General features: G+C 70.1%; 16 protein-coding genes. 11 read left to right on the plus strand and 5 right to left on the minus strand.

Annotated elements, in window-relative coordinates; genetic code table 11:
• Positions 1-19: 19 nt before the first annotated feature.
• The 3 genes from OG257_RS28805 to OG257_RS28815 are packed head-to-tail and all read right to left on the minus strand — an operon-like array spanning position 20 to position 2,858.
• The gene (locus OG257_RS28805; RefSeq protein WP_443054498.1) at positions 20-1,336 is read right to left on the minus strand and encodes an MFS transporter; all 1,317 of its coding nucleotides are present in this window, start codon (positions 1,334-1,336) and stop codon (positions 20-22) included.
• Positions 1,337-1,384: 48 nt separating this feature from the next.
• Positions 1,385-1,930, minus strand: coding sequence for a methylated-DNA--[protein]-cysteine S-methyltransferase (locus OG257_RS28810; protein WP_329212209.1), 546 nt, complete (start codon positions 1,928-1,930; stop codon positions 1,385-1,387).
• 55 nt (positions 1,931-1,985) lie between these two features.
• Positions 1,986-2,858 (minus strand): glycerophosphodiester phosphodiesterase, encoded by an 873-nt coding sequence (locus OG257_RS28815; protein ID WP_329212210.1) that lies wholly within the window; start codon positions 2,856-2,858, stop codon positions 1,986-1,988.
• A 214-nt stretch (positions 2,859-3,072) separates the two neighbouring features.
• Between OG257_RS28815 and OG257_RS28820 the strand changes: the two genes are divergently transcribed.
• The 5 genes from OG257_RS28820 (at position 3,073) to OG257_RS28840 (ending at position 10,129) form a co-directional block, all read left to right on the plus strand.
• Complete coding sequence (locus OG257_RS28820) at positions 3,073-3,945, plus strand: MHYT domain-containing protein (RefSeq protein WP_329212211.1); 873 nt, start codon at positions 3,073-3,075, stop codon at positions 3,943-3,945.
• A gap of 39 nt (positions 3,946-3,984) precedes the next feature.
• Entirely contained in the window at positions 3,985-6,102 is a 2,118-nt protein-coding gene (uvrB, locus tag OG257_RS28825; protein WP_329212212.1) for an excinuclease ABC subunit UvrB, read from the plus strand.
• Between the two features lie 132 nt (positions 6,103-6,234).
• Positions 6,235-6,813: a TerD family protein gene (locus OG257_RS28830; protein WP_096629140.1), complete on the plus strand. Its 579-nt coding sequence runs from the start codon at positions 6,235-6,237 to the stop codon at positions 6,811-6,813.
• Positions 6,814-6,922: 109 nt separating this feature from the next.
• Positions 6,923-8,857 (plus strand): TerD family protein, encoded by a 1,935-nt coding sequence (locus OG257_RS28835; protein ID WP_329212213.1) that lies wholly within the window; start codon positions 6,923-6,925, stop codon positions 8,855-8,857.
• A 264-nt stretch (positions 8,858-9,121) separates the two neighbouring features.
• Positions 9,122-10,129, plus strand: coding sequence for a TerC family protein (locus OG257_RS28840; RefSeq protein ID WP_329212214.1), 1,008 nt, complete (start codon positions 9,122-9,124; stop codon positions 10,127-10,129).
• Positions 10,130-10,221: 92 nt separating this feature from the next.
• Here OG257_RS28840 and OG257_RS28845 read toward each other — a convergent pair whose 3' ends face one another.
• Both OG257_RS28845 and OG257_RS28850 read right to left on the minus strand, forming a co-directional pair.
• Positions 10,222-10,878, minus strand: coding sequence for an MBL fold metallo-hydrolase (locus OG257_RS28845; protein WP_329212215.1), 657 nt, complete (start codon positions 10,876-10,878; stop codon positions 10,222-10,224).
• Positions 10,879-10,888: 10 nt separating this feature from the next.
• Positions 10,889-11,578, minus strand: a complete 690-nt coding sequence (locus OG257_RS28850; RefSeq protein ID WP_329212216.1) for a maleylpyruvate isomerase family mycothiol-dependent enzyme — start codon at positions 11,576-11,578, stop codon at positions 10,889-10,891.
• A 174-nt stretch (positions 11,579-11,752) separates the two neighbouring features.
• On the opposite strand from OG257_RS28850, the gene uvrA reads away from it, so the two are divergent.
• The 6 genes from uvrA to whiA all read left to right on the plus strand — a co-directional run bounded on the left by uvrA (position 11,753) and on the right by whiA (position 20,690).
• The gene (uvrA, locus tag OG257_RS28855; RefSeq protein ID WP_329212217.1) at positions 11,753-14,776 is read left to right on the plus strand and encodes an excinuclease ABC subunit UvrA; all 3,024 of its coding nucleotides are present in this window, start codon (positions 11,753-11,755) and stop codon (positions 14,774-14,776) included.
• A gap of 257 nt (positions 14,777-15,033) precedes the next feature.
• Positions 15,034-15,462: a Rieske (2Fe-2S) protein gene (locus OG257_RS28860; protein ID WP_329212218.1), complete on the plus strand. Its 429-nt coding sequence runs from the start codon at positions 15,034-15,036 to the stop codon at positions 15,460-15,462.
• A gap of 131 nt (positions 15,463-15,593) precedes the next feature.
• Positions 15,594-17,723, plus strand: coding sequence for an excinuclease ABC subunit UvrC (uvrC, locus tag OG257_RS28865; RefSeq protein ID WP_329212219.1), 2,130 nt, complete (start codon positions 15,594-15,596; stop codon positions 17,721-17,723).
• Positions 17,720-18,679 carry an RNase adapter RapZ gene (gene rapZ / locus OG257_RS28870; protein ID WP_329212220.1) on the plus strand — a complete coding sequence of 320 codons (960 nt, stop codon included), beginning with the start codon at positions 17,720-17,722 and terminating at the stop codon, positions 18,677-18,679. The genes uvrC and rapZ overlap by 4 nt, the downstream gene beginning before the upstream one ends.
• A complete protein-coding gene (locus tag OG257_RS28875; RefSeq protein ID WP_329212221.1) occupies positions 18,676-19,710 on the plus strand; it encodes a gluconeogenesis factor YvcK family protein in 1,035 nt (344 codons plus the stop codon). Before rapZ ends, OG257_RS28875 begins: the two co-directional genes overlap by 4 nt.
• On the plus strand, positions 19,701-20,690 hold the full coding sequence (whiA, locus tag OG257_RS28880; RefSeq protein ID WP_030919772.1) for a DNA-binding protein WhiA: 990 nt from the start codon (positions 19,701-19,703) through the stop codon (positions 20,688-20,690). The genes OG257_RS28875 and whiA overlap by 10 nt, the downstream gene beginning before the upstream one ends.
• Positions 20,691-20,700 lie beyond the last annotated feature (10 nt).

Raw genomic sequence — 20,700 nt, forward strand, 5'->3', positions numbered from 1 at the left:
GCGGGGAGCCGTCGGTCTCTCAGGCCTTCCCGGACACCGGGGACCGCCGGTTCAGGGTCCGGCGCAGGGCGAGCGCGGCCAGGGGCAGCAGCAGGCAGGCGGCGGCCGTGTTCAGCCAGCCGTAGCTCAGCCGGGAGACGATCACTCCGGCGACCGCGCCGCCGACGCCCGCCGCCGTGTTCATCGTGAGGTCCGAGAGTCCCTGCACCGCGGCGCGGGCGGCCTGCGGCACGGAGTCGGTGAGCAGCGCCGAACCGGCGACCAGACCGGCCGACCAGCCGAGGCCCAGGACGAACAGGCCCGCGGCGGTCCGGCCGTGTCCCGCGCCCGATGTACCGGCCAGCACCGCGCCGCAGCACAGCAGGCCGACGGCAAGCCCGATCACGGACAGCCTCCCCACCCGGTCGGCGAGCCAGCCCATGATGGGCGAGAACGCGTACATGCCCGCGATATGACCGCTGATGACCAGCCCGATCAGCTGGATGTCCGCGCCGTGGTGCCCGAGGTGGACCGGGGTCATGACCATGATCGAGACCATGGTGGTGTGCGACACCGCGATGGTCACCAGCGCGAGACGGGCCATCGGGGAGGCCCGCACCGCCGCGATGCCCGCCCGCAGGGAGCGCTGCTGGGTGGTCCCGGTCTCCTGCGGGGCGAGCGCGCGGGCGGTGAGCAGCGGATCGGGGCGCAGCAGCACGGCGACCACGGCACCGGTGAGCAGGAAGATGGCGGCGGCCCAGGCGAACGGACCGGCCGTCTCGGGCACTGAGGTGCCGCGGAAGACATGGCCGGCGGGTGCCGAGATGTTGGGGCCGAGGACCGAACCGATCGTGGTGGCCCAGACGACGTTGGAGATCGCCCGCCCGCGGCGGTCCGGCTCGGCCAGATCGGCTGCGGCGAACCTGGCCTGGAGATTGGCCGACGAACCGGCGCCGAAACCGGCCATGCCGACGAGCAGCAGCGGGAAGCTGCCCACCACGGCGGCGGTCACGACCAAAGACGCGCCCACCGCCCCGATCAGATAGGCGAGAACGAGTCCGGGGCGCCTGCCCCGTGAGGTCATCAGGGCGGCCAGAGGCAGTGACAGCAGCGCGGTACCCGCCACCGAGGCGGTCGGGGCGAGCCCGGACAGGGCGTCGGAGCCGCTCACCTCCGCCGCCAGGACCGGTGCCAGGGCGATACCGATAGCCACGCCGAGGCCGCCGAGTATCTGGCTGCCGATGAGTACGGCGGAGGTCCTGCGCTGCAGCGCGGGCACGTCCGCAGCCGTGATCCGGGAGGTGGGGAGGGCTTCTGTCACCGCCGAAGTGTGCCAGTTCGTGTGCCCGTGCGACATCCGGTTTCCGGCCCGGAATTGCCCGGGCGGAACCGCGCCGGACGGTCCTCAGAACAGCGGCTGCGGAAGGACCCCCTCGAGCGCCAGCAGCTGCCGCTTGGTCTCCAGCCCGCCGCCGAAGCCGCCGAGCCCTCCGTCGCTCTCCACCACGCGGTGGCACGGCACCACCACCGGCAGCGGATTGGATCCCATCGCCGCCCCGACGGCCTGGGCGGCCCCCGGCTGCCCCACCCGCCCGGCCAGGTCCCCGTATCCGACGACGGTGCCGTAGGGCACGCCGGCTGCCAGCTCGCGGAGCACCTCGCGGTTGAAACCGGAGGTCAGCGACCAGTCCAGGTCCAGCGAGAACGCGCGCAGCCCGCCCGCGAAATACGCGGCGAGCTGGCGCTCGGGCTCGGCGAGCCGCGCGGAGCCGGGTGCCTGTACGGGCTCCGCGCCCAGCCGCGTCCATATGTGCCCGAGCGCCTTGTCCCGGACGGCGGGGCGCGCATGGAAGACCACGTTCACCAGGCCCGTGCCGGTCGCGGCGAGCAGGAGCGGCCCGATGTCGCTCTGCACGACGGACCACTCCACGCTCTGCTCGTTGCTGTCCATGCGACCACCGTACGGCCGGCCACTGACAACGCCCTGCCACGGCCCCGCGGATCCCTCAGCGGGTGGCGTCCCGCACGATGTCGGGGTTGTTGGTGATGATGCCGTCGACACCGAAGCCGGCCACCTTCGCCGCGTTCGCCGCGTCGTTGACCGTCCAGGTGTTCACCTGGAGCGGCTTCCCGTGGGGGCCCTTCAGCTTCTGGACCGCGGCGACGTAGTCGGCGCCGATCGTCGTGTACGACGGATTGATCTGGTCGGTGAAGGCCGCGTACGACGGCAGATCTGCCACCGCGGGGGTGCCGAGGAAGCCGGTGACGACGTCGGGACGCCGATCGTGGACAGCTTTCACACTCTCTGCACCGAAGCTCTGGACGATCAGCCGGTGCTTGACGTGACCGCGGTCCAGCCACCCCTCCTCGCGCAGGATCCGCAGGGTCTCCTTCTCGATTCCCGGGTAGGTCTCCGGGCTCTTGATCTCCAGGAGGAGCTTCTGGCGGTTGCGCTCGACACGGTGCAGATACTGGGTGAGCGTCGGCACCCGTGCCCCCGCGTACGCGGCGCCGAACCAGCTGCCCGCGTCGAGCTTCGCGATCTCGGCAGCGGTGAAGTCCTTGACCGCCCAGGGGGCCCGGCTGGGGAAGACCTGCTCGGCGTCGGTGGTCCGCCCGAGGGTGGTGTCGTGCACGACGACCAGCACACCGTCCTTGGTGAGCTGCACATCGTTCTCCACCCAGTCGATGCCCAGACGGTCGGCCGCGTCCACGGCCGCCAGGGTGTTCTCCGGGGCGTAGGCGGAGGCGCCGCGGTGGGCGAAGACGACCGGGCCGTCCTTCGCGCCCGCCGCCTGCGCCTGGGCGGCGGGCAGCAGGGCACAGCCGCCGAGCAGAGCGGCGACAGCGGCGGAGGCGGTTGCGGTGCGTACGGACACGTGTGCTCCTCGCGTCAGGGTGTGGACATGCAGAGACTCCCAGCCGGTACCCAACGGACGACAGGAAGACGATGACCACAATGTGAACGGATTGTTCGCTACCGGATCGTGGCCCGGCTCCAAGCCGGATAAAATGCCCCTCTTATGTTTGCCTGCCGGGCCTCGCCCTTTAGGGTCACCCCCGAACCCGGGCTTCCGCGAAGGGCGTACCAGCATGCAGGGCACAGTCGACGGTTTCAGCTACGGCCTCCTGACCCCGGTCGTGGCATTCCTCATGGCGTGCCTCGGCGCAGCTCTCGGGCTGCGCTGCACCGCACGGTCCCTGCGCACCGAACGCTCCTTCAAGGCGGGCTGGCTGGCTCTGGGTGCCACCTCCATAGGCTCCGGCATCTGGACGATGCACTTCGTCGCGATGCTGGGCTTCTCGGTCGAGGAGGCACCGGTCAGCTACGACAGGCCGCTCACCTTCGCCAGCCTCGCCGTGGCGATCGTGATGGTCGGTATCGGGATCTTCATCGTCGGCTACCGGGGAGCCACGCGCATGGCACTGGTCACCGGCGGCACGATCACGGGTCTCGGCGTGGCCTCGATGCACTACCTCGGCATGGCCGGAATGCGGTTCGAGGGACAGTTCGCGTACGACACGGTCACCGTCTCCCTCTCCGTCGTCATCGCCGTGGTGGCCGCGACCGCCTCGCTGTGGGCCGCCGTCTCCATCCACGGTTTCCTGCCCAGCCTCGGCGCGAGCCTGGTGATGGGCGTCGCCGTGAGCGGAATGCACTACACGGGAATGGCCGCGCTCAGCGTGCATCTGCACCCGGCCGTGGCCCAGGGGACGCAGGCAGGCGACACACCTGCCTCGCTGCTCCTGCCGATGCTGATCGGGCCGGGCTGCTTCCTGCTCCTCGCCGGAGTGGTCGTGCTGTTCGACCCGCTGGTGGTGATGGGCGCTCCCGACGGGCCGGACCGCCGGCCCGGTGACCGCCCGCGCAGCGCCGGGCAGGTCCCCGGCATCCCCGTCCAGCGGCGGCACACGCCGTACGGGACCGAGGTCCGCAGGGAGTACCGGCAGCCGCGGAATCGCTGATCCGGCGCCGTTGTCGGTGGCGGGTCGTACGGTGGTTGCATGCGGCCCGTTTCGAAGATCGAACGTTCGATGGCGCCTTTCGAGGTCATCAGTCCCTACCAGCCCAGCGGTGACCAGCCCGCGGCCATCGCCGAGCTGGAGCGGCGTGTCCGCGGCGCCGAGAAGGACGTCGTCCTGCTCGGCGCGACCGGCACCGGCAAGTCGGCGACGACCGCGTGGATGATCGAGAAGCTGCAGCGGCCGACCCTGGTGATGGCACCCAACAAGACGCTCGCCGCCCAGCTGGCCAACGAGTTCCGCGAGCTCCTCCCGAACAACGCCGTCGAGTACTTCGTCTCGTACTACGACTACTACCAGCCCGAGGCGTACGTCCCGCAGTCGGACACCTACATCGAGAAGGACTCCTCGATCAACGAGGAGGTCGAGCGGCTGCGCCACTCCGCCACGAACTCACTGCTGACCCGGCGCGACGTCGTCGTGGTCGCCTCCGTCTCCTGCATCTACGGCCTCGGCACACCGCAGGAGTACGTGGACCGGATGGTCCAGCTCAAGGTCGGCGACGAGATCGACCGCGACCAGCTGCTGCGCCGCTTCGTCGAGATCCAGTACACCCGCAACGACCTGGCGTTCGCCCGCGGCACCTTCCGGGTGCGCGGCGACACCATCGAGATCTTCCCGGTGTACGAGGAGCTCGCCGTCCGGATCGAGATGTTCGGCGACGAGATCGAGGCGCTCTCCACCCTCCACCCGCTCACCGGCGAGGTCATCAGCGAGGACGAATCGCTCCACGTCTTTCCCGCCAGCCACTACGTGGCCGGCCCCGAGCGCATGGAGAAGGCGGTCGGCGGCATCGAGGCCGAGCTCCAGCAGCGCCTCGCGGAGCTGGAGAAGCAGGGCAAGATGCTGGAGGCCCAGCGGCTGCGCATGCGCACGACGTACGACATCGAGATGCTCCGCCAGATCGGCACCTGCTCCGGCGTGGAGAACTACTCGATGCACTTCGACGGCCGTGATCCGGGTACCGCGCCCAACACCCTCCTGGACTACTTCCCCGAGGACTTCCTCCTCGTCCTCGACGAGTCGCACGTCACGGTGCCGCAGATCGGTGCGATGTACGAGGGCGACGCCTCCCGGAAGAGGACGCTCGTCGACCACGGCTTCCGGCTGCCCTCCGCCCTGGACAACCGCCCGCTGAAATGGGAGGAGTTCCTGGGCCGGATCAACCAGACCGTCTACCTGTCCGCCACCCCGGGGAAGTACGAGCTCTCCCGGGGCGACGGATTCGTGGAGCAGATCATCCGGCCCACCGGGCTCGTCGACCCCGAGGTCGTCGTCAAGCCCACCGAGGGCCAGATCGACGACCTGGTGCACGAGATCCGCAAGCGGACCGAGAAGGACGAGCGGGTCCTGGTCACCACCCTCACCAAGAAGATGTCCGAGGACCTCACCGACTACTTCCTCGAGCTCGGCATCCAGGTCCGCTACCTGCACAGCGACGTCGACACGCTGCGCCGCATCGAGCTGCTGCGCGAACTGCGCTCCGGCGAGTACGACGTGCTGGTCGGTATCAACCTGCTGCGCGAGGGCCTCGACCTTCCCGAGGTGTCACTCGTGGCCATCCTCGACGCGGACAAGCAGGGCTTCCTGCGGTCCGGCACCTCTCTGATCCAGACCATCGGCCGTGCCGCCCGTAACGTGTCCGGACAGGTCCATATGTACGCGGACAAGATCACTCCGGCGATGGCTCAGGCGATCGACGAGACCAACCGCCGCCGTGAGAAGCAGATCGCGTACAACACCGAGCGCGGGCTCGACCCGCAGCCGCTCCGCAAGAAGATCAACGACATCGTCGCGACCATCGCCCGCGAGGAAGTCGACACCGAGCAGCTCCTCGGCACCGGCTACCGGCAGGGCAAGGGTGCCAAGGCCCCCGTGCCCGCGCTCGGTGGAAAGGCCTCGGCCGGCAAGGCCAAGGGGGGTGGCGCGGCGGTCACCGACCGGCCCGCCACGGAGCTCGCCGGGATCATCGAGGAGATGACGGACCGGATGCGGGCGGCCGCCGCGGACCTGCAGTTCGAGGTGGCGGCCCGACTGCGCGACGAGGTGGGTGAGTTGAAGAAGGAGCTGCGCCAGATGAGGGAGGCGGGACTGGCCTGACCGGCGTGCACCTGGTGTGTTGCAAGAACGACACAAAAACGGCCCTTACCTGCTTCCGCCCTGAGTGGACTGCGTAGGGTGCGGGGAAACCGCACACGGACGGTTGCGGGGCAAGCGGAGAGGGGACAGCGCGTGACGGTCAATATGACCAAGGGTCAGGCCATCAGCCTGCAGAAGAGCGACGGGGGGACCCTGACCGCGGTACGGATGGGGCTCGGCTGGCAGGCGGCTCCGCGCCGCGGTCTGTTCGGCTCGCGCACCCGGGAGATCGACCTGGACGCCTCGGCGGTGCTCTTCGCCGACAAGCAGCCCGTGGACGTCGTGTTCTTCCGTCACCTCGTCAGCGACGACGGCTCGGTCAAGCACACCGGCGACAACCTGGTCGGCGGCGCCGGCTCGGGGGGCGACGACGAGGCGATCCTCGTCGACCTGCAGCGGGTCCCGGTCCACATCGACCAGATCGTCTTCACGGTGAACTCCTTCACCGGCCAGACGTTCCAGGAAGTGCAGAACGCCTTCTGCCGCATCGTCGACGAGACGAACGGCCAGGAGCTCGCCCGCTACACGCTCGACGGCGGCGGCCAGTACACGGCCCAGATCATGGCCAAGGTGCACCGTGCGGGCAGCGGATGGCAGATGACCGCCCTCGGAAACCCGGCCAACGGTCGGACCTTCCAGGACCTGATGCCGTCCATCCTGCCGCACCTGTAGCAGGACCGGACCGCGGTCCGACGTCAGTACGAGCAGCTCCCGGAGGCAACCGCCGCCGGGAGCTGCGCCCATGGCAGGGCACCACACCGAACGTCGAGGGGACAGGGCAATGACGGCCGAGCTGGTCCGGGGGCAGAATCACACGTTGCCCCAGACCCGTCTGGAGATCAGGGTGTCGGCGGGCTCACCCGTCGTGGCCGGTGCCACGCTCGGGGACGAGCAGGGCACGGTCCACGGCGTCGAGTGGATCGCCCACCCCGGATCGCCCCAGCTGCCCGGACTCGAGGTGTCCAGGCAGGCAGCGGCCGACCACCGGCTCGCAGTCGACCTGGAGGCGCTCCCCGACGCGGTGCACCGCGTCACCGTGCTCCTGGCCCTTCCCCTGGGGGCGGGCAGGCCCGTCCGGTTCGGTGCGGTCGCCGCGCCGTTCGTCGCCGTCACCGGACTCGACGGCACCGAGATCGCCACTTTCACCCTGACGGGCCTGGACGCCGAGTCCGCCGTGACGGCACTGGAGCTCTACCGCCGGCAGGGGGTCTGGAAGGTCCGTGCCGTCGGCCAGGGATACGCCGCCGGGCTCGCCGAGATGCTCGCCGACCAGGGCGTGGCACAGGCCGCTGAGCTGGCGCGCTCGATACAGGAGGCGGTCGCCTCCGGCCTGGCCCGCTCCGTGACGCCCCCGCCGCCGCGCACCGCGGACGGGGGGCGCGTACGTCACCCGGCCGGCCCCGTTCCGCCCACGGGCGGCGGTCAGCCCCACACCCGGGGTTCCGAGCCCGTCGGTGAACCGTCCCCGCCGGTGGCCGACCCCACGACGGGCGGCCCGATCGACTACGCGCATCCGCGCCGCCAGACCACCGCACCGCCCCCGCCCCCTCCGGTGGCCCCTCCCGCCGCACCGGGACAGCCCGCCCAGCCCGTCGCCGGTGACGCCACCGGCTGGTCCATGGACGAGCGCCTCTACAACCAGATCTGGGGCATGTTCGAGGACCTGGCCCGGGCCACCGCCGCCTACCGCAGCGCGGTCGACTTCGCCGAGTCCCGGATGGACCAGGAGCTCGACAGGGCACTGTCCGACCCGCGCAGCCGCATCGGCGGCACCGGTGACCGGGCCCGTGAGGAGGCCCGGGCCAAGCGCGACGAGCTGACCGCGCGGGCGCGTGAGGCGCTGGACCGCGATCTCGCCCAGCTGGCCGCCGAGTCCGCCGTGGTCGAGCCCGCGCTCCCCGCCGCGTACGCGGGCTGGGGCAATCCCGTCTGGCACGCCTACCGGGTGCCGATGGAGATCCCGATGGCGCTGCGCATCGGCGACCTCCACCTGCCCGAGCGCACCGACCTGCACATCCCGCTGCTGGTGCGGCTGCCGCTGGAACGAGGGATTTGGGTCGACAGCGGCCGTACGGCGTCCGAGGCCTCCGCTCTGGCGGACAGCGACCAGTTGCGCCGGCTGGGCATGGAAACCGCGGTCGCCCTGGCCGCCCGGATGCTCGCCGTCTATCCCGCGGACGAGTTCTCGGTGCATGTCATCGACCCCGCAGGCTCCGCGGCCGGTGCGCTGGCGCCCCTGGTCGGCTCCGGGGTCCTCGCGGAGCCGCCCGCCGCCGGTGCCGGGGGAGTGGCTTCGGTGCTCGCCCGGCTGACGCGACGCGTCGACCTGGTGCAGATGGCCATCAGGGCCGGTGCCGCCGACTCGCTCCCGCCGGACCTGGACACGGGCGAGCAGCTGCTGATCGTCAACGACTTCCCGCACGGTTTCGACGACCGGGCGGTCACACAGCTGCGCTATCTGGCCGACGAGGGGCCCGCCGTGGGCGTGCACCTGCTGATGGTGGCCGACCGCGAGGACGCGCGTGCCTACGGTCCCGTGCTCGATCCGCTGTGGCGGTCGCTGCTGCGGATCACCCCGGTCGCCGACGACCATCTGGCCGATCCGTGGGTGGGCCACGCCTGGACGTACGAGCCGCTGAGGCCGCCGCAGGGCAGCCGCGTCCTGGAGCAGGTGCTCGCGCTCGTGGCCGCCGCCCGGCGTAACGGCTATCGCTGATTCCGGGCGCCCCCGGGGAGACTCCGTAAAGCGGCATGACCAGCCCTTTTGGCGCCCCCTTGCCTGGGACTTTACCTTTTCTTGGGAGTTCCTGTACTGTTCTTTGGGCGGAGGGGAGTACTCCCGATCGCGACGTTCCCGTCAGTACGGACTGTGACCGGTCCCGGGGCGTCGGCCCCGTGCGCAACCCGCGCACCCTGGGTGGAAGAGACCTCCGGCAGCGACGACGCTGATCTATAGCCGTAGCGAACTGCCGGAGGCGCAGTGGACGTTTCATGGACCGTTTGGACGTTGACCATTCTTGGTCTCGTCGCCCTCATCTCCGTCGACTTCTTCATCGGGCGCAAGCCCCATGACGTGTCGACCAAGGAAGCCGGAATCTGGACCATCGTCTGGATCGTGCTGGCCGCGCTCTTCGGGCTCGGCCTGCTGGTCCTCGGCGAGACCCAGGCCTCGGGCGAATTCTTCGCCGGTTACATCACCGAGAAATCGCTCAGCGTCGACAATCTCTTCGTCTTCGTCCTGATCATGGCGAAGTTCTCGGTGCCCTCACACCTCCAGCAGCGGGTGCTGCTCGTCGGTGTGCTGATCGCGCTGGTGCTCCGAACGATCTTCATCGCGGCCGGCGCCGCGGTCATCGCCAACTTCTCGTGGGTCTTCTACATCTTCGGCGCGTTCCTGATCTACACCGCCTGGAAGCTCATCCAGGAGGCGCGGGCAGGCGACGAGGAGGACGAGTTCGAGGAGAACCGTCTCCTGAAGTCGATCGAGCACCGCTTCGGTGTCGCCGACAGGTACCACGGGACGAAGCTCTTCATCCGCAACAACGGCAAGCGCGTCATGACCCCGCTCATGGTGGTCATGCTCGCCATCGGCACCACCGATGTGCTGTTCGCGCTGGACTCCATCCCCGCGATCTTCGGGCTGACCCAGGACCCGTACATTGTCTTCACCGCCAACGCGTTCGCTCTGATGGGCCTGCGTCAGCTGTACTTCCTCATCGGCGGTCTGCTGAAGAAGCTGGTCCACCTCAGCTACGGGCTCTCGGTGATCCTCGGCTTCATCGGCGTCAAGCTGGTGCTGCACGCACTCCACGAGTCCGGGGTGCACGTCCCCGAGATCTCCATCCCGTTCTCCCTCGCCTTCATCTGCGGCGTCCTGGTGGTCACCACGATCACCAGCCTGATCGCCAACAAGAAGACGGCGGCGGCGGAGGCCGAGAAGGCGGAGGCGTCCGACGAGGAGAGCAAGAGCATCGGCGCCCAGAAGTAGACCGGAAGCAGGACCGGCGGAAGCAGAGCCGGTAGACGCACGATCAGCGGACGAATCGGCGGCCGGGGCCAACAGGCACCCGGCCGCCGGTGTCACCAGCCGCGCTCGCGCCACTCCGGCAGATGAGGCCGCTCGGCGCCGAGCGTGGTGTCGTGTCCGTGCCCCGGATAGACCCAGGTCTCGTCGGGCAGCGGGTCGAAGAGCTTGGTCTCCACATCGTGGAGCAGGCTCGCGAACGCCTCCGGGTCCTTGCGCGTATTGCCGACCCCGCCGGGGAAGAGGCAGTCCCCCGTGAACAGGTGCGGCGCCCCGTGCGGGTCGTCGTAGACCAGCGCGATGGAGCCCGGGGTGTGGCCGGCCAGATGGCGGGCGGTCAGCGCGACCCGGCCCACCCGGATCGTGTCCCCGTCCTCGACGAGTACATCGGTGGGGACCGGAATGCCCTCGGCGTCGTACCGTCCCGCGTACGTGCGCGCCCCGGTGGCCGCCACGACCTCGCCCAGGGCCTGCCAGTGGTCACCGTGCTGATGCGTGGTGACGACCGAGGTGATCGAGTCGTCGCCGATCAGCTGCAGCAGGGTCCCGGCCTCGTTCGCCGCGTCGATCAGGAGCTGCTCGCCGGTCGCCCGGCAGCGCAGCAGATAGGCGTTGTTGTTCATCGGGCCCACAGCGACCTTGGAGATCATCAGATCCGTCAGCTCGTGCACATTCGCAGGTCCGCCGACCTTGACCGCTCCGCTGTACGTCATACGTCTCAGCCTATAGCGGGGGCAGTACGGGAAGGGGGCCGCCTTCCGCGGTGAGCCCGGAGCCGTCGCGGCGCCCGCAGAGCCAGCCGAGGATGTCGGTCGCGCTGCCCCGGACCACGACCGGTCCGGCGTCCGCGCCCCCGCCGGTGGTCCAGAGGCTGCCGTCCGCAGTCACCGCCGTCGTGGGCGGCACGGCGGAATGCCCGGCGAACCGCTCCGCCAGGAAGTCGTTCTCCCGGATCACGAACTCCTCCGGAAGGTCCTCCAGCTCGTAGCCGATCCCCAGGTCGACATGGTGCAGCTCGATCTCGACCCAGCGGCGGAACGGGACCCGGGAGGCGGAGTCCGTCACGCCGTTGCGCATCGTGATCGTGCGGGACCAGTCGGCGGGCGCCCCGGCAGCCGCCAGGAAGCCGTCCCCGCTGCCGCGCAGGTCGGCGAGCTGCTCGGCGAGTGGGCGGGGCGCGTCGCGGTCGATGTCGGCGTCCCGGGTTTCGCTGCTCGCGTACATGGGGCGGCCCTGGAGAACATTTACGAGGGCGTCGGCGTTACGTGACAGGTGGGCGAGGACATGTCCTCTGCTCCAGCCCGGCAGCCGTGACGGCTCGGCGACGGCGGCGTTGTCCAGTTTGCCCGTCGCGCTCAGGAGCCGTTCGGTCGCTTCACGTACAGCGTCCAGGTCGTGCACATGATCAATCATGAGGCCGAGCCTAGCCTCGCCACTCATTCGGGTGAAGGAGTCATCAGCCGTCCGTAAATCGAATGCGCGTGCTATACGCTCGGAGTCGAAACTCCCTACATCGCTGTGGCGCCCCCCATACCCTGGGACAGGGGCTCAGTTCCCCCACTTCTCTCCAGAAAGGTGCGGACCGGCGTGGCCGACCGTCTCATCGTCCGTGGCGCGCGCGAGCACAACCTGAAGAACGTCTCGCTCGACCTCCCCCGTGACTCCCTCATCGTCTTCACCGGGCTCTCCGGGTCGGGCAAGTCCTCGCTCGCGTTCGACACGATCTTCGCCGAGGGGCAGCGGCGCTACGTGGAGTCGCTCTCCTCGTACGCACGGCAGTTCCTCGGCCAGATGGACAAGCCGGACGTCGACTTCATCGAAGGTCTGTCGCCCGCCGTCTCCATCGACCAGAAGTCGACCTCGCGCAACCCGCGCTCGACGGTCGGCACCATCACCGAGGTCTACGACTACCTCCGGCTGCTCTTCGCCAGGATCGGCAAGCCGCACTGCCCCGAGTGCGCCAGGCCCATCTCCCGCCAGTCGCCCCAAGCCATCGTCGACAAGGTCCTCGGCCTGCCCGAGGGCAGCCGCTTCCAGGTGCTCTCCCCGCTGGTGCGCGAGCGCAAGGGCGAGTTCGTCGACCTCTTCGCCGATCTGCAGACCAAGGGCTACAGCAGGGCCCGGGTCGACGGCGCGACGATCCAGCTCTCCGAGCCGCCCACGCTGAAGAAGCAGGAGAAGCACACCATCGAGGTGGTCATCGACCGCCTCACGGTGAAGGACAGCGCCAAGCGCCGGCTGACCGACTCGGTCGAGACCGCGCTCGGCCTCTCCGGAGGCATGGTCGTACTCGACTTCGTCGACCTCCCGGAGGACGACCCCGAGCGTGAGCGGATGTTCTCCGAGCACCTCTACTGCCCGTACGACGACCTGTCCTTCGAGGAGCTCGAGCCGCGCTCCTTCTCCTTCAACTCGCCCTTCGGCGCCTGCCCGGACTGCACGGGCATCGGTACGCGCATGGAGGTGGACCCGGAGCTGATCGTCCCGGACGAGGACAAGTCGCTCGACGAGGGCGCGATCCACCCCTGGTCGCACGGCCACACCAAGGAGTACTTCGGGCGCCAGATCAACGCACTCGCCGAAGCGCTCGGATTCCGTACGGACATCCCCTGGGCAGGGCTGCCGCAGCGTGCCAGGAAGGCACTGCTGCACGGCCACAAGATCCAGACCGAGGTGCGCTACCGCAACCGCTACGGGCGTGAGCGCGCCTACACCACCCCCGCCTTCGAGGGTGCGGTGCAGTTCGTCAAGCGGCGGCACTCCGAGGCCGAGAGCGACTCCAGCCGGGAGCGCTTCGAGGGCTACATGCGTGAGGTGCCCTGCCCGACCTGTGAGGGCACCCGGCTCAAGCCGATCGTGCTCGCGGTGACGGTGATGGAGAAGTCCATCGCCCAGGTCGCCGCGATGTCGATCAGCGAGTGCGCCGAGTTCCTCGGCCGCCTCAAGCTGAACGCCCGCGACAAGAAGATCGCCGAGCGGGTGCTCAAGGAGGTCAACGAGCGGCTGAAGTTCCTCGTCGACGTCGGCCTCGACTACCTCTCGCTGAACCGTGCCGCGGGAACGCTGTCCGGTGGCGAGGCCCAGCGCATCCGGCTCGCCACCCAGATCGGCTCCGGACTCGTCGGCGTGCTGTACGTGCTGGACGAGCCGTCCATCGGGCTGCACCAGCGCGACAACCACCGGCTGATCGAGACCCTGGTCCGGCTGCGCGACATGGGCAACACGCTCATCGTCGTCGAGCACGACGAGGACACCATCAAGGTGGCCGACTGGGTCGTCGACATCGGCCCCGGAGCCGGTGAGCACGGCGGCAAGGTCGTCCACTCCGGCTCGCTCAAGGACCTGCTGGCGAACAAGGCGTCGGTCACCGGGCAGTACCTGTCCGGCAAGAAGTCCATCGCGATGCCCGACATCCGGCGCCCCGTCGACCCGACGCGCCTGCTCACGGTGCACGGCGCCCGGGAGAACAACCTCCAGGACATCGACGTGTCCTTCCCGCTGGGTGTCCTCACCGCGGTCACCGGTGTCTCCGGTTCCGGGAAGTCGACCCTGGTCAACGACATCCTGTACACCCACCTGGCCCGCGAGCTCAACGGGGCCAAGTCGGTACCCGGGCGGCACACCCGCGTCGAGGGCGACGACCTCGTCGACAAGGTGGTGCACGTCGACCAGTCGCCGATCGGCCGTACGCCCCGGTCCAACCCGGCCACGTACACCGGAGTCTTCGACCATGTCCGCAGGCTGTTCGCCGAGACGATGGAGGCGAAGGTGCGCGGCTATCTGCCGGGCCGCTTCTCCTTCAACGTCAAGGGCGGCCGCTGCGAGAACTGCTCCGGCGACGGCACGATCAAGATCGAGATGAACTTCCTGCCCGATGTGTACGTCCCGTGCGAGGTCTGCCACGGAGCGCGGTACAACCGGGAGACGCTGGAGGTCCACTACAAGGGCAAGTCCATCGCCGAGGTGCTGGACATGCCGATCGAGGAGGGCCTGGAGTTCTTCGAGGCCGTCCCGACGATCGCCCGCCACCTCCGCACGCTCAACGAGGTCGGCCTCGGATACGTCAGGCTCGGCCAGTCCGCGCCGACACTCTCCGGCGGTGAGGCGCAGCGGGTGAAGCTGGCGAGCGAGCTGCAGAAGCGCTCCACCGGCCGCACGGTCTACGTCCTGGACGAGCCGACGACCGGTCTGCACTTCGAGGACATCAGCAAGCTCATCACGGTGCTCTCCGGCCTGGTCGACAAGGGCAACTCGGTGATCGTCATCGAGCACAACCTCGATGTCATCAAGACCGCCGACTGGGTCATCGACATGGGCCCCGAGGGCGGCAAGGGCGGCGGCCTGGTCATCGCCGAAGGCTCCCCGGAGCATGTCGCCTCGGTGCCTGCCAGCCACACCGGGAAGTTTCTCCAGACCGTCCTGGGAGCGGACCGGATCAGTGCGGCCACGGTGCCCGCCGCCCGCAAGCCGGCGCGCAGGACGGCCGCGAAGAAGGCGGTCGCCGCGAAGGCGGCCCCGGCCCGCAGGACGGCCACGGCCAGGACTGCCAAGAAGGCCGCGGCCGAGGAGCCCGCACCGAAGAAGAAGGCCACCCGCACGCGGAAGGCCTGACACCGTCCGGACGAGGCGGCCCCCGGCACCCCGGGGGCCGCCTCGGTGCCGTCCCGGCCCCCGGCCGGTCCCGACCCGGTCCCGGCCTTCGCCGTCCGTGGTCCGGGCGGGGCCGGTCGAAGGGGCGGCGTTCTCCGCCGGTATCGTCGGGTCTGTCGCCGATGCCTTCAGGTGCGGCCTGGGCCCGATGTCCGTGGGCATCCGGTGCCCCGGGGCGGAAACGGCGGCTCTCTGTCCCCCCGACCAGTGGAGACCGCATGTCCGGCCTGCCCGCCGCCCGCCGTACCGTACTGAAGGGCGCCGCTCTCGCCGGTGCCGCCGGGCTGGGAGTGGCCGCCTGCTCGACCGACTCGAAGCTCGGCCACGCACAGACGCCGACGCCCACCGCGCCCGTCGACCTCGGCGCCGCCGACGAGGTCCCGGTCGGCGGGGCGAAGCTCTACCGGGAGCAGCGGCTCGTCGTGAGCTGCCCGGCGAAGGGCCAGTACAAGGCGTTCAGCGCGCAGTGCACCCACGCGGGCTGCCTCCTGGACAAGGTCGAGGGCAACGAGGGTAACTGCCCGTGCCACGGCAGCCGGTTCGACATGACGACCGGCAAGGCGCTGCACGGCCCGGCCACCGTGCCGCTGCCCGCAGTCCCGGTGAAGGTCGAGGGCGGAAAGCTGGTCGCGGGCCCCGAGGCCTGACCGCGAGCGGCGGACCGCCCCCGGACCTCCGCCGGGCGCACCCTGGACGGCTCCCGGTCCCCGCGCTCGCCGGAGGGCGGATCCCCTGCGAGAATGCCGCGCTGTCACCGCCCGCAAGTAGGGTGTGAGACATGGCAGACCCCTCCAGCTACCGCCCCAAGCCGGGACAGATCCCCGACTCCCCGGGGGTCTACAAATTCCGCGACGAGCACCGCCGGGTGATCTACGTCGGGAAGGCCAAGAACCTGCGCCAGCGCCTGGCGAACTACTTCCAGGACCTGGCCGGCCTCCACCCGCGCACGCGCACGATGGTCACCACGGCCGCCTCCGTTGAATGGACGGTAGTCTCCACCGAGGTCGAGGCGCTCCAGCTGGAGTACTCCTGGATCAAGGAGTACGACCCCCGGTTCAACGTCAAGTACCGCGACGACAAGAGCTATCCCTACCTCGCGGTCACGCTCAACGAGGAGTTCCCGCGCGTGCAGGTCATGCGCGGCGCCAAGAAGAAGGGCGTGCGCTACTTCGGTCCGTACGGTCACGCCTGGGCGATCCGGGAGACGGTCGACCTCATGCTCCGGGTCTTCCCCGTGCGCACCTGCTCCGCAGGGGTGTTCAAGAACGCCGCCAGGACCGGCCGCCCCTGCCTCCTCGGCTACATCGGCAAGTGCTCGGCCCCGTGCGTCGGCAGGGTCAGCCCCGACGAACACCGCGAACTGGCCGAGGACTTCTGCGACTTCATGGCCGGACGGACGGGTACGTACATCCGCCGCCTGGAGAAGGACATGATGCAGGCGGCCGAGGAGATGGAGTACGAGAGGGCTGCCCGGCTGCGCGACGACGCCGAGGCGCTCAAGCGGGCCATGGAGAAGAGCGCCGTCGTCCTCGCCGACGCCACCGACGCCGACCTGATCGCGGTGGCCGAGGACGAGCTCGAGGCCGCCGTCCAGATCTTCCACGTCCGCGGCGGAAGGGTGCGCGGCCAGCGCGGCTGGGTCACCGACAAGGTCGAGGCCGTCGACACGGCGGGCCTGGTCGAGCACGCGCTCCAGCAGCTGTACGGGGAGGAGACGGGCGACTCCGTCCCCAAGGAGGTCCTCGTCCCGGCGCTCCCCGAGGACCCGGAAGCCGTCTCCCAGTGGCTCGCGGACCGCCGGGGCTCCCAGGTCAGCCTGCGCATCCCGCAGCGGGGCGACAAGAAGGACCTGATGGTCACGGTCCAGCGCAACGCCCAGCAGGCCCTGGGGCTGCACAAGACCAAACGCGCCTCCGACCTCACGACCCGCTCCCGGGCCCTGGAGGAGATCGCCGAGGCTCTCGGCCTGGACACGGCACCGCTGCGGGTCGAGTGCTTCGACATCTCGCATCTGCAGGGTGACGACGTGGTCGCCTCCATGGTGGTCTTCGAGGACGGACTCGCACGCAAGAGCGAGTACCGCCGTTTCCAGATCAAGGGCTTCGAGGGCCAGGACGACGTCCGGTCGATGCACGAGGTCATCGGACGCCGCTTCAAGCGCTACCTCCAGGAGAAGGAGCGCACGGGGGAGTGGGAGGAGACCCCGGCCGCGACGGGCCCCGTACCGGCACCCGGGTCACCCGCGTCCGTGGGGCCCGCACCCGGGTCACCTGCGCCCGCGGGCGCCGCCGGGGGTGTACCCACCGCCCTGGCCGATGCCCCCGCCGTGCCCGGTGAAGAGCCCGGTGAAGAGCCCCGTGAGGAGCCCCGCGAGGACGACGGCCGTCCCAAGCGGTTCGCCTACCCGCCGCAGCTCGTCGTCGTCGACGGCGGGCAGCCCCAGGTCGCCGCGGCCAAGCGTGCCCTGGACGAGCTGGGCATCGACGACATCGCGGTCTGCGGCCTCGCCAAGCGCCTCGAAGAGGTCTGGCTGCCCGATGACGACGACCCGGTGGTCCTGCCTCGGTCCAGCGAAGGCCTCTACCTCCTCCAGCGCATCCGCGACGAGGCCCACCGCTTCGCGATCACCTATCAGCGCGCCAAGCGGGCCAAGCGCATCCGCAGCAGCCCGCTGGACGACGTCGCCGGTCTCGGTGAGACCCGCAAGCAGGCGCTGATCAAGCATTTCGGCTCCGTCAAGAAGCTGAGGCAGGCGACAATCGACGAGATCTGCGAGGTTCCGGGGATAGGCCGCAGGACAGCGGAATCAGTGGCCGCGGCCCTCGCCACGGCAGCCCCGGCCGCGCCCGCCGTGAACACGGCCACAGGAGAGATCATGGAAGAGGACGACGGGGGCAGCACGTCATGACCGAGCACGCGCATGAACGCCAGAACGACCGAGCAGACGGAGCAGCAGACGTGAGTACGGGAAGCACCAAGGAGAAGGCCGAGGCCGCCGTGCCGGCCATCCCCGAGCTGGTGATCATCTCGGGTATGTCGGGCGCCGGGCGCAGCACCGCCGCCAAGTGTCTGGAGGACCTCGGCTGGTTCGTCGTCGACAACCTCCCGCCCGAGCTGATCCCCACGATGGTGGAGCTCGGGGCCCGGTCGCAGGGCAACGTCGCCCGTATCGCCGTCGTCGTCGACGTACGGGGCCGCCGCTTCTTCGACAACCTCCGCCAGTCCCTCGCGGACCTGGAGGCCAAGCACGTCACCCGGCGGATCGTCTTCCTGGAGTCCTCCGACGACGCACTCGTGCGCCGGTTCGAGTCGGTCCGCCGTCCGCACCCCCTCCAGGGCGACGGCCGGATCGTCGACGGCATCGCCGCCGAGCGGGATCTGCTGCGCGAGCTGCGGGGCGACGCCGACCTGGTGATCGACACCTCCAGCCTCAACGTGCACGAGCTGCGGGCCAAGATGGACGCCCAGTTCGCCGGCGACGAGGAGCCGGAGCTGCGGGCCACGGTGATGTCGTTCGGCTTCAAGTACGGCCTGCCCGTCGACGCCGACCTCGTCGTCGACTGCCGCTTCCTGCCGAACCCGCACTGGGTCCCCGAGCTGCGTCCCTTCACCGGGCTCAACGAGGAGGTCTCCGACTACGTCTTCGACCAGCCCGGCGCCAAGGAGTTCCTCAACCAGTACACGGAGCTGCTCCAGCTGATCGCCGCGGGCTACCGCCGCGAGGGCAAGCGCTATGTGACCATCGCCGTCGGCTGTACGGGCGGCAAGCACCGTTCCGTGGCCATGTCGGAGAAGCTGGCGGCCCGGCTGGCCACGGAGGGTATCGAGACCGTGCTCGTACACCGGGACATGGGGCGCGAGTGACCAGTCGCAATCTGCGCCTGCGCAGGCTGAGCAGAGCCACCTCCGCGCTCTCCGGCCGCAAGCGGGGCGCGCAGCCCAAGGTCGTCGCCCTCGGCGGCGGTATGGGTCTGTCGGCGTCGCTCACGGCGCTGCGCCGGATCACCGGTGATCTCACGGCCGTCGTCACCGTCGCAGACGACGGGGGCTCCAGTGGCCGGCTCCGCGAGGAGCTGGGCGTCCTGCCGCCCGGTGACCTGCGCAAGGCGCTGGCCGCGCTGTGCGGGGACGACGAATGGGGCCAGACCTGGGCCCAGGTCATCCAGCACCGCTTCGAGTCCAAGGGCGACCTGCACGAGCACGCGGTGGGCAACCTGCTGATCGTCGCCCTCTGGGAACAGCTGGGCGACCACGTGCAGGCGCTCGACCTGGTCGGCAAGCTGCTCGGCGCGCACGGCAGGGTGCTGCCCATGTCCGCCGTACCCCTGGAGCTCCAGGCGCTCGTACGGGGTCACGACCCGGAGCGTCCCGAGGACATAGTGACCGTGCGGGGACAGGCCACCGTGGCGCTCACCCCCGGTGAGGTGCAGTCCGTCCACGTGGTGCCCGCCGACCCGCCGGCGGTCCCGGAAGCGGTAGCGGCCGTCCTCGACGCGGACTGGGTGGTCCTCGGCCCGGGGTCGTGGTTCTCCTCCGTGATCCCGCACCTGCTGGTGCCCGAACTGCTCGACGCGCTGGTCTCCACGAAGGCCCGAAAGGTCCTCTCGCTGAACCTCGCACCGCAACCCGGTGAAACAGAAGGCTTCTCACCGCAGCGTCATTTGGAGGTTTTGGGACGACACGCCCCTAAACTCGCCTTGGACGTGGTGCTGGCCGACGAGGCTGCCGTGCCCGACCGTGAGTCCCTCGCCGACGCCGCCAAGCGGCTCGGAGCCGCGGTCGAGCTGGCCCCGGTGGCCTCGCCCGACGGTGTTCCGATTCACGATCCGGAGCTGTTGGCTGCCGCGTACGACCGTATTTTTCGGATGCATGGAAGGATCGGCCCATGGCGATGACGCCAGCGGTGAAGGACGAAATCTCTCGGCTTCCCGTGACCCGGACCTGCTGCAGAAAAGCAGAGGTCTCGGCGATTCTTCGATTCGCGGGCGGGCTGCACCTGGTGAGCGGCCGGATTGTGATCGAGGCCGAGCTCGACACCGCGATGGCGGCGCGCCGGCTGAAGCGGGACATCCTGGAGATCTTCGGGCACAGCTCGGAGCTGATCGTGATGGCTCCCGGCGGACTGCGCCGGGGCTCCCGCTATGTCGTACGCGTCGTGGCGGGCGGCGATCAGCTGGCCCGCCAGACCGGGCTGGTGGACGGCCGAGGCCGGCCGATCCGCGGACTGCCCCCGCAGGTCGTCTCGGGGGCCACCTGCGATGCCGAGGCCGCCTGGCGCGGGGCCTTCCTGGCCCACGGTTCGCTCACCGAGCCCGGCCGCTCCTCCTCGCTGGAGGTGACCTGCCCCGGCCCGGAGGCCGCCCTCGCCCTGGTCGGCGCCGCCCGCAGGCTCTCGATCGCGGCCAAGGCCCGTGAGGTCCGCGGGGTGGACCGCGTCGTCGTCCGGGACGGTGACGCCATCGGCGCGCTGCTGACCCGCCTCGGCGCCCATGAGTCGGTGCTGGCCTGGGAGGAGCGCCGGATGCGGCGCGAGGTCCGCGCCACAGCCAACCGGCTCGCCAACTTCGACGACGCCAACCTCCGCCGCTCCGCCCGGGCCGCGGTGGCCGCAGGTGCCCGTGTGGGGCGTGCGCTGGAGATCCTGGGCGAGGAGGTCCCGGAGCACCTCGCGGCGGCCGGACGGCTGCGCATGGAGCACAAGCAGGCCTCCCTGGAGGAGCTGGGTGCCCTCGCCGACCCGCCGCTGACCAAGGACGCGGTCGCGGGCCGGATCCGGCGGCTGCTGGCGATGGCGGACAAGCGGGCCCAGGACCTCGGTATCCCGGGCACGGAATCCACCCTCAGTGAGGAGCTGGCCGACGGTCTCGTCGGCTGAGCGTCCGCAC

This window comes from Streptomyces sp. NBC_00683 (genome assembly GCF_036226745.1).
Taxonomy (GTDB): Bacteria; Actinomycetota; Actinomycetes; order Streptomycetales; family Streptomycetaceae; genus Streptomyces.